The following is a 13,365-nucleotide window of genomic DNA, read 5'->3' as shown; positions in this document are numbered from 1 at the left end:
TAATAAATAGGGGAAGGTCTATGAGTCGTTGCCGCCCGCCGGCGTTTCGCAACACCGCGTTGCTGGCCACAGCCCTCACACTGCTGGGCTGTGCTGTCTTGTCGGCACCCGTGCTGGCCGCCGAAGCGCCCGCCGACGGGGTGTATTCCACCGAATCGGCCAAAGCCGCCAAAAGCCTGATACTCGATGTTGTCCACGCCGGCACCCGGTTGGTGGCGGTGGGTGATCGCGGGCACATTCTCTATTCCGACGACCAGGGCAAGACCTGGGCCCAGGCCAAGGTGCCGACCCGGCAACTGCTGACGGCGGTGTATTTCGTCGACGACAAGCACGGCTGGGCGGTCGGCCACGACGCGCAGATCCTCGCCAGCGAAGACGGCGGCCTGACCTGGAGCAAACAGTTCGAAGACCTCAAGCGCGAAGCACCGCTGCTCGACGTCTGGTTCCAGGACGTTAATCACGGTGTTGCGGTCGGTGCTTACGGTGCGCTGCTGGAAACCACCGACGGCGGCAAGAACTGGCAAGACGTCAGCGACCGCCTCGACAATCAGGATCAGTTCCACCTCAACGCCATCGCCGCCGTCAAGGACGCCGGGCTGTTCATCGTCGGCGAGCAGGGCAGCATGTTCCGCTCCCCGGACTGGGGTCAGACCTGGGAAAAACTCCAGGGCCCGTATCAAGGCTCGCTGTTCGGCGTGATCGGCACCGCGCAAGCGCAAACCCTGTTGGCCTACGGCCTGCGCGGTAATCTCTACCGCTCCAGCGATTTCGGCTGCACCTGGCAGCAGGTCGAACTCAAGGCCGCGCGCGGTGCGCTGGAGTTCGGCCTGTCCGGCGCCACGCTGCTCGCCGACGGCTCGATTGTGATCGTCGGCAACGGCGGCTCGGTGATCAGCAGCAGCGACAACGGCGAAACCTTCAGCGTGTTCAACCGCCCGGACCGCATCTCGCTGTCCTCGGTCACTGCGGCCGGCGACGGCAATCTGATTCTGACCGGGCAGGGCGGCGTGCACACCACGCAGCCCAACGGCGCCGAAATCAATAATAAGAAGGCGGGGCTATGACTTCCTTGATCACTCCTCAGCAGGACAAAGCGACGCTCCTCGAACGTCTGATTTTCAACAACCGCCCGGCCGTGATCCTGATCTGCCTGGTGGTCAGCATCTTCCTGTTCTGGCAGGCCACGCTGATCCGGCCGTCCACCAGTTTCGAAAAAATGATCCCGCTCAAGCATCCGTTCATCGAGAAGATGATGGAGCATCGCAACGATCTGGCGAACCTGGGCAACACCGTGCGTATTTCGGTGGAAGCCAAGGACGGCGACATCTTCTCCAAGGAGTACATGGAGACGCTGCGGCAGATCAACGACGAGGTGTTCTACATCTCCGGCGTCGACCGCTCCGGCCTCAAGTCGCTGTGGAGTCCGAGCGTACGCTGGACCGAAGTGACCGAGGAAGGTTTTGCCGGCGGTGAAGTGATTCCGCAGAGCTACGACGGCTCGCCGGACAGCCTCGACATGCTGCGCAACAACGTCCTCAAGTCGGGCCAGGTCGGGCGTCTGGTGTCCAACGACTTCAAATCGAGCATCGTCGACATCCCGCTGCTGGAGTCCTACCCGGACCCGCAGGATCAGGGCAAGCTGCTGGCGCTGGACTACCGCCAGTTCTCCCATGAACTCGAAGACAAGATCCGCAACAAGTTCGAAGCGCAGAACCCCAACGTCAAGATCCACATCGTCGGTTTCGCCAAGAAGGTCGGTGACCTGATCGACGGGCTGGTGATGGTGGTGATGTTCTTCGGCATCGCTTTCGTCATCACCCTGATTCTGCTGCTGTGGTTCACCAACTGCCTGCGCAGTACCGTCGCGGTGTTGAGCACCACGCTGGTGGCGGTGGTCTGGCAGCTCGGGCTGATGCACTTCTTCGGTTTCGGGCTGGATCCGTACTCGATGCTGGTGCCGTTCCTGATCTTCGCCATCGGCATTTCCCACGGCGTGCAGAAGATCAACGGGATCGCCCTGCAATCGAGTGAGGCGGACAACGCCCTGACTGCGGCGCGGCGCACCTTCCGGCAATTGTTCCTGCCGGGGATGATCGCGATCCTCGCCGACGCCGTCGGCTTCATCACTCTGCTGATCATCGACATCGGCGTGATCCGCGAACTCGCAATTGGCGCGTCCATCGGCGTGGCGGTGATCGTGTTCACCAACCTGATCCTGCTGCCGGTGGCGATTTCCTATGTCGGCATCAGCAAGCGCGCCATCGCCAAGAGCAAGAAGGACGCGAATCGCGAGCATCCGTTCTGGCGCTTCCTGTCGAACTTCGCCAGCCCGAAAGTCGCACCGATCTCCATCGCTTTGGCGCTGATCGCCTTCGGTGGCGGCCTCTGGTACAGCCAGAACCTGAAAATCGGCGACCTTGATCAAGGCGCGCCGGAGCTGCGCCCGGACTCGCGCTACAACAAGGACAACAACTTCATCATCAGCAATTACTCGACCAGTTCCGACGTGCTGGTGGTGATGGTCAAGACCGCCACCGAAGGCTGCTCGCGCTACGAAGCCATGGCGCCGATCGACGAACTGATGTGGAAGATGCAGAACACCGAGGGCGTGCAGTCGGCAATCTCGCTGGTGACCGTGTCCAAGCAGATGATCAAGGGCATGAACGAGGGCAACCTGAAATGGGAAACCCTGTCGCGCAACCCGGATGTGCTGAACAACTCGATCGCCCGCGCCGACGGCCTGTACAACAACAGCTGTTCGCTGGCGCCGGTGTTGATCTTCCTCAACGACCACAAGGCCGAAACCCTCGACCGCGCGGTACACGCGGTGCAGGAATTCGCCAAGGCCAACAACAAGGACGGTCTTGAATTCATCCTCGCTGCCGGTAACGCCGGGATCGAAGCGGCCACCAATGTAGTGATCAAACAGGCCGAGCTGACCATCCTGATCCTGGTGTACATCTGCGTCGCGGTGATGTGCATGATCACCTTCCGTTCATGGGCGGCGACCCTGTGCATCGTCCTGCCGCTGGTGCTGACCTCGGTGCTGGGCAACGCGCTGATGGCGTTCATGGGCATCGGCGTCAAAGTCGCGACCCTGCCGGTGGTGGCGCTGGGCGTGGGCATCGGCGTCGACTACGGCATCTACATCTACAGCCGTCTGGAGAGTTTCCTGCGCGCCGGTCTGCCGTTGCAGGAAGCCTATTACCAGACCCTGAAATCCACCGGCAAAGCGGTGCTGTTCACCGGTCTGTGCCTGGCCATCGGCGTGTGCACCTGGATCTTCTCGGCGATCAAGTTCCAGGCCGACATGGGCCTGATGCTGACCTTCATGCTGCTGTGGAACATGTTCGGTGCGCTGTGGCTGCTGCCGGCGCTGGCGAAGTTCCTGATCAAACCGGAAAAGCTGGCGGGGCAGAAGGGCAACTCGCTGTTTGCTCACTGATCCGGATGCCTGAAACGACGAAGCCGCAACCTTGGGGTTGCGGCTTTTTCATGCCTTGAACTTCACGCTGAACCCCTGTGGGAGCGGGCTTGCTCGCGAATGCGGTGTGTCAGATAAGTTTGTGCCGACTGACACACCGCATTCGCGAGCAAGCCCGCTCCCACAGGGGATTTGTGGTGTGTCAGGAGAGCTCGGTGCCGAGCACAACACTCAGCGCACTGCGCGCATCATCCAGCTGCACCAGCGTCGCGTGGCGGGCGCCAAGGGCATCACGGTTCTCGATCGCCGTAAGAATCGCTTTGTGCCTCGGCAGCGCCAGTTCATGCAGATTCGGGCGCTGGTTGGAATGCTTCAACGCCTCGGCAATCGCCACCGAAAGCATGTTGCACAGGTTCGCCAGCAGATCGTTATGGGTCGCGTCAGCGATGCGGCTGTGGAAGTCCAGGTCCGGTTGTAGCAAGGCTTCCGGCGTCGGCGCTGATTCCATGCGTTGATAGGCCTCGCCGATGGCGGCGATGTCGGCCTCGGTCGCGTGCTGGGCGGCGAGGGCGGCAGCGGCCGGTTCGATGATGCTGCGCACACTGGTCAGCACATTGAAGAATTCATTCTGCGGGCTGCTTTGCATCAGCCAGTGCAGCACATCCGGGTCGAGCATGTGCCACTCGCGACGGGCCTTGACCACCGTGCCGACCCGCGGTTTTGAATACACCAGCCCCTTGGCCACCAGCACTCGCGTGGCTTCGCGCAACACCGGGCGACTCACCGCGTATTCCTCGCACAACAGCGCTTCGGCGGGCAGTTTGTCATCGGGCAAAAAGCGTCCGGAGACGATCTGCATGCCCAGTTCCTGGACAATGCGCGAGTGCATGCTTTTACGGTCGGAAGGTTTGCGGTAATCCATGGGGAACGGCGCGATCCTGAGCGATGGAGATGCCGCGCATCATAGCAGGCGTGCGGCGATCTTGAGGCCGATGCATAGCAAATGTAGGAGTGAGCCTGCTCGCGATGGCGGTGTGTCAGTCAGCATGTGTAACAACTGGCGGACCTTTATCGCGAGCAGGCTCACTCCTACAGTAGATCTGCGGGGTTAGTGAGAATGACGCGGGACTTCCGCCCCTCGACAACCGACGAGGAAGTCGAAGTCACAGCCCTGATCCGCCTGCAGCACATGATCGATGTACAGCTGACGATAGCCACCCGCCAACAACTGCTGCGGTGGCTGCAGATCCGCCATGCGCGCCGCCAGTTCGGCATCCGGAATATCCAGATGCAACCGCCCGCTGGCGCAATCCAGCTCGATCCAGTCGCCTTCCTGCACCACCGCCAACGGCCCGCCGGCTGCCGCTTCCGGGGCGACGTGCAACACCACCGTGCCGTACGCGGTGCCGCTCATTCGCGCATCAGAAATGCGCACCATATCGGTCACGCCTTGAGCCAGCAGCTTGGCCGGCAAGCCCATGTTGCCGACCTCGGCCATGCCCGGATAACCCTTCGGCCCGCAGTTCTTCATCACCAGAATCGAATCTTTATCGACATCCAGTTCCGGATCATTGATCCGCGCCTTGTACATGTCGAAGTTCTCGAACACCACCGCACGACCGCGATGTTGCATCAGCTCAGGTGTGGCGGCGGACGGCTTGAGCACCGCACCCAGCGGCGCCAGATTACCGCGCAGCACGCAGATGCCACCGTCAGCGCGGATTGGATTGTCGAGGGTGCGGATCACTTCGTCCTCGCCGTAGATCGGCGCGTCTTTGGTGTTCTCGCCCAGCGATTTACCGTTGACGGTCAGCGCATTGGGATTGGGGATCAGATTGGCCTCGCCGAGACGGCGCAGCACCGCCGGCAAACCACCGGCGTAGTAAAACTCTTCCATCAGGAAACGCCCGGACGGTTGCAGGTCGACGATGGTCGGCATGCCGCGTCCGATACGGGTCCAGTCGTCCAGATCCAGCTCGACACCGATGCGCCCGGCGATGGCTTTCAGGTGAATCACCGCGTTGGTCGAACCGCCAATAGCCGCGTTGACCCGAATGGCGTTTTCAAAGGCTTCCTTGGTCAGAATCTTCGACAGGCGCAAGTCTTCGCGAACCATCTCCACCGCGCGCATGCCGGACATGTGCGCCAACACGTAACGTCGCGCATCGACGGCCGGAATCGCCGCGTTGTGCGGCAGGGACGTGCCCAGTGCTTCGGCCATGCAGGCCATGGTCGACGCGGTGCCCATGGTGTTGCAGGTGCCCGCCGAGCGTGACATGCCGCCCTCGGCCGCGAGGAAGTCGTCAATGGTGATAGTGCCGGCCTTGACCTGCTCGCTGAGCTGCCAGACCACCGTGCCGGAGCCGATGTCCTTGCCCTTGTGCTTGCCGTTGAGCATCGGCCCGCCGGTGACGACGATCGCCGGCACATCGCAACTGGCCGCGCCCATCAGCAGCGCCGGAGTGGTCTTGTCGCAGCCGGTCAACAGCACTACGCCGTCAATCGGGTTGCCGCGAATCGCTTCTTCGACGTCCATGCTTGCCAGGTTGCGGGTGAGCATGGCGGTGGGGCGCAAGTTTGACTCGCCATTGGAGAACACCGGGAATTCCACCGGAAAGCCACCGGCCTCGATCACCCCGCGTTTGACGTGCTCCGCAATCTGGCGGAAATGCGCGTTGCACGGGGTCAGTTCCGACCAGGTGTTGCAGATGCCGATGATCGGCTTGCCATGAAACTGGTGGTCGGCGATGCCCTGATTCTTCATCCAGCTGCGGTACATGAAGCCGTTCTTGTCGGCAGTGCCAAACCATTGGGCCGAGCGCAGTGTGGGTTTCTTCTCAGACATGATCGATTCTCTTATTGTAAGACTATTGTTTGCGAGTCACGGCTAAACATAAGCGCAAAATCGCCGCTTTGGAAGTGTTGTTGGGTAATTAGTATTACTATATAGTCGTTTTCGACGGAGGGATTGGCCCTGGCGGTTTTCCGCGAGAGGCGTCCCCCGAGGTTCTATAAAAACAACAATCGGAGACCGATCCCATGAGCCAGGAACTGCGGCTTGTCCGGCGCATCACGCTGAAACTGATTCCCTTCCTGATCCTGCTGTACCTGATCGCCTATGTGGATCGCTCCGCCGTCGGCTTCGCCAAGCTGCACATGGGCGCCGACATCGGCATCGGTGATGCGGCCTACGGTCTCGGTGCCGGACTGTTTTTCATCGGCTATTTTCTTCTCGAAATCCCCAGCAACCTGATGCTCGAGCGCTTCGGTGCGCGGCGCTGGTTCGCGCGGATCATGATCACCTGGGGCGCGATCACCATCGGCATGGCGTTCGTCCAGGGCCCGCACAGTTTCTACGTCATGCGCTTTCTGCTCGGCGCGGCGGAGGCGGGGTTCTTCCCCGGCGTTCTCTACTACATCACCCAATGGTTCCCGGTGCGCCATCGCGGCAAGATCCTTGGCCTGTTCATCCTCTCTCAACCGATCGCGATGATGATCACCGGCCCGGTGTCCGGCGGCTTGTTGGGCATGGACGGCATCCTCGGCCTGCACGGCTGGCAGTGGCTGTTCATCGTCATCGGCACCCCGGCAATTCTGTTGACCTGGCCAGTATTGCGCTGGCTGCCCGATGGCCCGCAAAACGTGAAGTGGATGGATCAGGCCGAGAAAGACTGGCTGACCGGCGAACTGAAAAAGGATTTGCAGGAATACGGCCAGACCCGTCACGGCAACCCGCTGCATGCACTCAAGGACAAACGCGTATTGCTGCTGGCGCTGTTCTACCTGCCGGTGACCCTGAGTATTTATGGCCTCGGCCTGTGGCTGCCGACGCTGATCAAACAGTTCGGTGGCAGCGATCTGGTGACCGGTTTTGTCTCGGCGGTGCCGTACATCTTTGGCATCGTCGGTCTGCTGATCGTGCCGCGCAGCTCCGACCGCATGAATGATCGCTACGGCCATCTGGCGGTGCTCTATGTACTGGGCGCGCTGGGCCTGTTCTTCAGCGCGTGGCTGACCCTGCCGGTGGCGCAACTGGCGGCGCTGTGCCTGGTGGCGTTCGCGCTGTTTTCCTGCACCGCGGTGTTCTGGACCTTGCCCGGGCGGTTCTTTGCCGGTGCGAGTGCGGCGGCGGGGATCGCGCTGATCAACTCGGTGGGCAACCTCGGTGGCTACATCGGCCCGTTCGTGATCGGGGCGTTGAAGGAATACACCGGGAATCTGGCTTCGGGGCTGTATTTCCTCAGCGGGGTGATGGTGTTCGGTTTGATTCTTACCGGAATCGTCTACCGCGTGCTTGAGCGCAAACACGTGCTGCCGGTCGAGCAGTTCGCCGCCAGTGCACGCGGTGCCACCCGAACCTGACTAGACAACGCTGGCCCCTGTGGGAGCGAGCCTGCTCGCGAAGAGGCCATCACATTCAACATTGTGGGTGACTGACACACCGCTTTCGCGAGCAGGCTCGCTCCCACAGGGGAACGGCGGTGTTTTTGAGGGAATAGGAGAAATTTATGCATCTGGTTCAATTCGAATTGATTAACGGCGAGCGCCGCGTCGGCGTGGTCGACAACGGGCTGATCCGCGAAGTGCAGGACGCCCGCAGCGTACGCGATCTCGCGCTGGCCGCGATTGAGGCCGGCGGCACTCTGGAGCAGCAAGTACAAACCCACGGCCTCGGCATCAGTCATGACTACGCGCAGTTGCTCAAAGACCGGCGCATCCTGCCGCCGCTGGATCACCCGGACCCGGCGCACCTGCTGGTCAGCGGCACCGGCCTCACGCACCTGGGCAGCGCCTCGGCGCGGGACAAGATGCACCAGCAGGCCGGCGACGAAGCGCAAATGACCGACACCATGCGCATCTTCAAATGGGGCGTGGAGGGCGGCAAACCGGCGGCGGGGCAGGCGGGCGTGCAGCCGGAATGGTTCTACAAGGGCGACGGCAGCATCGTCGTGCGTCCGGGCGAGGCGTTCCCGTTGCCACCGTTTGCCGAGGATGCCGGCGAGGAACCGGAAATGGCCGGGCTCTACGTCATCGGCCACGACGGCAAACCGTATCGCCTCGGTTTCGCGGTGGGCAACGAGTTCTCCGACCACGTCATGGAGCGCAAGAATTACCTGTACCTGGCCCACTCGAAACTGCGCAGTTGCAGCTACGGCCCGGAACTGCGCACCGGTGAATTGCCGCAGCATCTGGCCGGCAGCAGCCGCATCCTGCGTAACGGCGAAGTGCTGTGGCAGAACGAATTTCTCAGCGGCGAAGCCAACATGTGTCACAGCCTCGCCAACCTTGAATACCACCATTTCAAATACCGCCAGTTCCTGCGTCCCGGCGACGTGCACATCCACTTTTTCGGCACCGCGACCCTGTCGTTCGCCGATGGCATCCGCACCCAACCGGGCGACCGGTTTGAAATCAGCCAGGCCGAATTCGGCGCACCGCTGGTCAACGGCATAGCCCCGGCAGCAGCGGCTTTTCAACCGGACAGCATCGGCACCCTTTAAGGAGCTCCCATGACTCAGATTCTCGGTCACAACTACATTGGCGGACAGCGCAGCGCAGCGGGCAATGTGAAACTGCAAAGCGTCGACGCGACCACCGGCGAACAGCTGCCGTACGATTTCATTCAAGCGACTGAAGCCGAAGTCGATGCCGCCGCCAAAGCCGCCGCCGCAGCGTACCCGGCCTATCGCAGCCTCAGCGCCGAACGTCGCGCGCAATTTCTCGACGCGATTGCCGATGAACTGGATGCCTTGGGTGATGAGTTCGTCGCGCTGGTCTGCCGCGAAACCGCGCTGCCTGCGGGGCGGATTCAGGGCGAGCGCGGGCGCACCAGCGGGCAGATGCGCCTGTTCGCCAAAGTCCTGCGGCGCGGTGATTTCTACGGCGCGCGAATCGATTTGCCATTGCCGGATCGTCAGCCATTGCCGCGTCCAGATCTGCGCCAATACCGCATTGGCCTCGGCCCTGTCGCAGTGTTCGGTGCGAGCAACTTCCCGCTGGCGTTCTCGACGGCCGGTGGCGACACCGCTGCGGCGCTGGCCGCCGGCTGCCCGGTGGTGTTCAAGGCCCACAGCGGCCACATGGCAACCGCTGAACTTGTTGCCGACGCACTGATTCGTGCCGCCGAAAAAACCGCGATGCCGGCAGGCGTGTTCAACATGATCTACGGCGGTGGCGTTGGCGAATGGCTGGTCAAGCATCCGGCGATCCAGGCAGTGGGTTTTACCGGTTCGCTCAAGGGCGGTCGGGCACTGTGCGACATGGCAGCGGCGCGGCCGCAACCGATCCCGGTGTTCGCCGAGATGTCGAGCATCAACCCGGTGATCGTTCTGCCGCAAGCCTTGGCCGAGCGCTCGGAAACCATTGCCCGCGACCTGACCGCTTCGGTGGTGCAGGGCTGCGGTCAGTTCTGCACCAATCCGGGATTGGTCATCGGTATCCGCTCGCCGCAGTTCAGCGCCTTCGTCCAGCAAGTCGCCGGACTGATTGGCGACCAACCGGCGCAGACCATGCTCAACGCCGGCACCCTCGGCAGCTATGGCAAAGGCTTGCAGAAGCTCTTGGCGCATTCCGGGATCGAGCACTTGGCGGGCCAGCCGCAGCAGGGTAATCAGGCGCAGCCGCAATTGTTCAAGGCCGATGCCAGCCTGTTGATCAACGGCGATGAAGTGCTGCAGGAAGAAGTGTTCGGCCCGACCACGGTGATCGTCGAAGTGGCCGATAAGGCGCAACTGAGCGCGGCATTGCACGGCCTGCACGGGCAACTGACGGCGACCATTATCGGCGAGCAGGCCGACTTCGAACGCTTCCCGGAACTGACGCCGCTGCTCGAACAGAAAGTCGGACGGATCCTGCTCAATGGTTATCCAACGGGTGTGGAGGTGTGTGATTCGATGGTGCATGGCGGGCCGTATCCGGCGACATCGGATGCGCGTGGAACGTCGGTGGGGACGCTGGCGATCGACCGGTTCCTGCGCCCGGTGTGCTTCCAGAACTACCCCGACAGCTTGCTGCCGGAACCGCTGAAGAATGGCAATCCGTTGCGCATTCAGCGGCTGGTAGATGGCAAGCCCTCACGCGACGCCTTCTAACCCACACCGCAAATCCCCTGTAGGAGTGAGCCTGCTCGCGATAGCGGTTTCACATTCGACATCTTGGTTGGATGACACACCGCCATCGCGAGCAGGCTCACTCCTACAAGGGCCGGGCACGACAATGAGCTATCATTGGCCCTTTCCCCCCTAAGAAAGACTGTTTGCCATGACTGCCCAAACCCTTCTCAACGCCCTCGAACACTGCGGCATGGTCGAAATCGACGGCCTGCACGCCTTCGAATTCGCCCTCGACGAAGACGACAACCTGCACATCGAATGCATCGACGGCCGAGAGGCCAAGCATTGGGAATTCACGCCGGCTCAGGTTGAAGCAGCAACGTTTGATGAAGACCTGAAAAGCTGGCTGATCATTGGCTACGCCAGCGACACCAAGACCACCGGCGAGCACCGTTTGGTCTGCCTCGGTGATGTAGTCAGCAGCAGCGACGACGAGGAAGATGATCAATGAACATGCGTAAATTCTGGCCACTGCTGATGGCCGGCAGCGTCGGTGCGATGGGCCTGTCCAGTGCCAGCGCCGAGACCTATCAATTGCTGGTGGGCTCCTACACCGCCGGCACCAGCCAGGGCATCTATCGAATGAATTTCGATAGCGCCACCGGACAGATCGCTGCCAAGCCGCTGCAAGTGGTGAAGAGCGAAAACCCGTCGTGGCTGACCCTGTCCAAAGACCAGAAGCAACTGTTCGTGGTCAACGAAAACGGCCCCGGCCAGAAAGATCCGGTCGGCCGCGTCAGCAGCTACTCGATCGATCCGAAGACCCACGCCCTGACCCTGATCAATCAAGTGCAGAGCCTGGGCAACGAGCCGACCCATTCGAGCCTCAGCGGCGATGCCAGCCATCTGTTCGTCAGCAACTATTCGGTGGTCGAAGATCCGGGCGGCACCCTCGCGGTGTTGCCGGTCGGCGCTGACGGCAAGCTCAAACCGGTGGTGCAGATGAGTGCGCACCCGGCGAGCCGGGTCAACCCCGAGCGTCAGGCCTCGAACCACGTGCACTCGACGGTGTCCTCGCCGGATGGTCGCTATGTGTTCTCCAACGACCTCGGGGCGGACAAGGTGTTCATCTACCAGTTCGACCCGAAGGCCAACCCGGACCTGCCACTGACCCCGGCGAAAACCGCTTCGGTGAGCCTGCCGGCCGGCAGCGGCCCGCGTCATCTGCTGTTCAGTGCCGACGGCAAGCATGCCTGGCTGACCATGGAAATGAGCGCGCAGGTCGCGGTGTTCGACTACCACGACGGCGTGCTGACCCAGACGCAACTGGTCGATCTGGCCGCCGGTCAGCCGACCTCGGACAAAGCCGCCGCCGCTCTGCATGCGTCGGCCGATGGCAAGTTCCTCTACGTCAGCAACCGTGGCACCGCCAATCAACTGCTGGTGTTCAGCATCGATCCGGTGACCGGTCAGCTCAAAGAGCTGCAAAAGCGTTCGGTAGAAGGCGATCACCCGCGTGAGTTCAGCCTTGATCCGAGTGGCAAGTTTCTGCTGATCGCCAACCAGAAGAGCAACGAAATTGTCGTCGTCGAGCGCGATGCCAAGACCGGTCTGCTCGGCAAAACCGTGCAAAAACTGCCGATGGACGCCCCCAGCGACCTCAAGTTTCTAGTGCGACAATAAGCCACAGGCCCCGGTTTGCGGGGCCTGTCTCGTTGTATTAATCGCGCTGATATCCGGTAATGCTACAAAGCATTTCAAGCGATCAACCCTCGAGCGTTAAGTTTGCTTCACGGCCCAACCGGGCAAAGCAAGCCAACCGAACACGAGGGTTACCGCCATGAACTTCAATCTCTTCTCGATCATCGCCGCTTCCGCCATCTCCGCCACCGTTGCATTGCCAGCCAGTGCCAACGCTGAAATCAGCAGCAAAAAATCCCACACCCAGAGCTACACCCAGAAATACCTGCAACAGAGCGCCAACTTCTACGCCGCACTGGATCACAAAGCCCAACACTGAAATGCCCGCTTCGAACAACTCCCTGTAGGAGCTGCCGAAGGCTGCGATCTTTTGATCTTGTTTTTAAAAAGCAAAATCAACAGATCGCAGCCTTCGGCAGCTCCTACACGTGTGCGTGTGTTTTTCGCAGCCTGATAGGTTTCTTGAACCGCGCAAATAGACCGGCTAAATAATCAACCAAGCTGATGTTTACTATGGCAAACCCTGAGTGGTTACCGCGGCTTTTTTGATCGATCCTGACGGCACTGAAACATGCCCACGGAGCACATCATGGCCAGTTCAATCATTACCTCAGCCAAGCGCGGCGCCTACCTGGCCATCGGTCTTTACCTGGCCTTGGTGCTGTTTGTCAGCATCGCCGCGCAAACTCAACACAGCTTCGACGCACCGATCCAGGTCGCACACCCCGGCATCCAGTTCGAACACCGCGCAGACGTGCTGGTTGATCGCGCTGAACTCGCAGGAGTGGGCGGCGCATGAAAGGCTACAGACTCTGGGTCATCGCCGGGCTGGCACTGATGACCAATGGTGCGGCGTTGCTCGGCTTTGGCCAAGGCTCGGTGGGTGCGCTGGCTCGGGCCATAGAGGCCAATCACAGCATCGCGCACAACATCGAACGGGCCAACTCCCAAGGGTTGCTGGCCGGCAATCCGCCGATCAAGGCTGAGGTCGATTTTCTCGGGCCGTTTGAAGTGGATTGCATGGCACTCGGCATGTGCAACGCCTTGGCTTAGACAACCCGATCATTGTGGTGAGGGGATTCATCCCCGATGGGCCGCGAAGCGGCCCCAGACCCGGCGAACCGGATTATTCTGATACACCGAGGTGTCTGATTTCAGGGCAGCTTCGCCGCCCATCGGGGATGAATC

The 13,365-nt window shown here is 61.3% G+C and carries 12 protein-coding genes; 10 read left to right on the top strand and 2 right to left on the bottom strand.

The annotated features are described in order from the left end of the window. Positions 1–20: 20 nt before the first annotated feature. The gene (locus ACOYXG_RS15065; protein WP_460352544.1) at positions 21–1,064 is read left to right on the top strand and encodes a WD40/YVTN/BNR-like repeat-containing protein; all 1,044 of its coding nucleotides are present in this window, start codon (positions 21–23) and stop codon (positions 1,062–1,064) included. Beyond that, entirely contained in the window at positions 1,061–3,445 is a 2,385-nt protein-coding gene (locus ACOYXG_RS15060; RefSeq protein WP_460352542.1) for an efflux RND transporter permease subunit, read from the top strand. The genes ACOYXG_RS15065 and ACOYXG_RS15060 overlap by 4 nt, the downstream gene beginning before the upstream one ends. A gap of 181 nt (positions 3,446–3,626) precedes the next feature. Here the strand turns inward: ACOYXG_RS15060 and ACOYXG_RS15055 are convergent, their stop codons facing one another. Both ACOYXG_RS15055 and ACOYXG_RS15050 read right to left on the bottom strand, forming a co-directional pair. Then, positions 3,627–4,346, bottom strand: a complete 720-nt coding sequence (locus ACOYXG_RS15055; protein WP_027613080.1) for a FadR/GntR family transcriptional regulator — start codon at positions 4,344–4,346, stop codon at positions 3,627–3,629. A gap of 186 nt (positions 4,347–4,532) precedes the next feature. Continuing rightward, a complete protein-coding gene (locus ACOYXG_RS15050) occupies positions 4,533–6,269 on the bottom strand; it encodes an IlvD/Edd family dehydratase (RefSeq protein WP_096797271.1) in 1,737 nt (578 codons plus the stop codon). Positions 6,270–6,463: 194 nt separating this feature from the next. On the opposite strand from ACOYXG_RS15050, the gene ACOYXG_RS15045 reads away from it, so the two are divergent. The 8 genes from ACOYXG_RS15045 (at position 6,464) to ACOYXG_RS15010 (ending at position 13,230) form a co-directional block, all read left to right on the top strand. Beyond that, positions 6,464–7,786, top strand: a complete 1,323-nt coding sequence (locus ACOYXG_RS15045; protein WP_007968618.1) for an MFS transporter — start codon at positions 6,464–6,466, stop codon at positions 7,784–7,786. A gap of 146 nt (positions 7,787–7,932) precedes the next feature. Next, a complete protein-coding gene (gene araD1 / locus ACOYXG_RS15040) occupies positions 7,933–8,925 on the top strand; it encodes an AraD1 family protein (protein WP_460352539.1) in 993 nt (330 codons plus the stop codon). Between the two features lie 9 nt (positions 8,926–8,934). Then, positions 8,935–10,515 (top strand): aldehyde dehydrogenase (NADP(+)), encoded by a 1,581-nt coding sequence (locus tag ACOYXG_RS15035; RefSeq protein WP_285373851.1) that lies wholly within the window; start codon positions 8,935–8,937, stop codon positions 10,513–10,515. A 169-nt stretch (positions 10,516–10,684) separates the two neighbouring features. Then, positions 10,685–10,987 carry a DUF5629 family protein gene (locus ACOYXG_RS15030; RefSeq protein WP_460352537.1) on the top strand — a complete coding sequence of 101 codons (303 nt, stop codon included), beginning with the start codon at positions 10,685–10,687 and terminating at the stop codon, positions 10,985–10,987. After that, positions 10,984–12,159 carry a lactonase family protein gene (locus ACOYXG_RS15025; protein WP_097087150.1) on the top strand — a complete coding sequence of 392 codons (1,176 nt, stop codon included), beginning with the start codon at positions 10,984–10,986 and terminating at the stop codon, positions 12,157–12,159. Before ACOYXG_RS15030 ends, ACOYXG_RS15025 begins: the two co-directional genes overlap by 4 nt. 157 nt (positions 12,160–12,316) lie before the next feature. Continuing rightward, positions 12,317–12,496: a hypothetical protein gene (locus ACOYXG_RS15020; RefSeq protein WP_097087152.1), complete on the top strand. Its 180-nt coding sequence runs from the start codon at positions 12,317–12,319 to the stop codon at positions 12,494–12,496. A 270-nt stretch (positions 12,497–12,766) separates the two neighbouring features. Beyond that, positions 12,767–12,976, top strand: a complete 210-nt coding sequence (locus tag ACOYXG_RS15015) for a hypothetical protein (protein WP_027613086.1) — start codon at positions 12,767–12,769, stop codon at positions 12,974–12,976. Further along, positions 12,973–13,230: a hypothetical protein gene (locus ACOYXG_RS15010; RefSeq protein ID WP_047598405.1), complete on the top strand. Its 258-nt coding sequence runs from the start codon at positions 12,973–12,975 to the stop codon at positions 13,228–13,230. Before ACOYXG_RS15015 ends, ACOYXG_RS15010 begins: the two co-directional genes overlap by 4 nt. Positions 13,231–13,365 lie beyond the last annotated feature (135 nt).

The sequence above is a fragment of the Pseudomonas sp. G3-39 genome (assembly GCF_054790485.1).
Note: the sequence above shows the minus strand (reverse complement) of the source record. Positions and strands in the feature narration are given on the sequence as shown.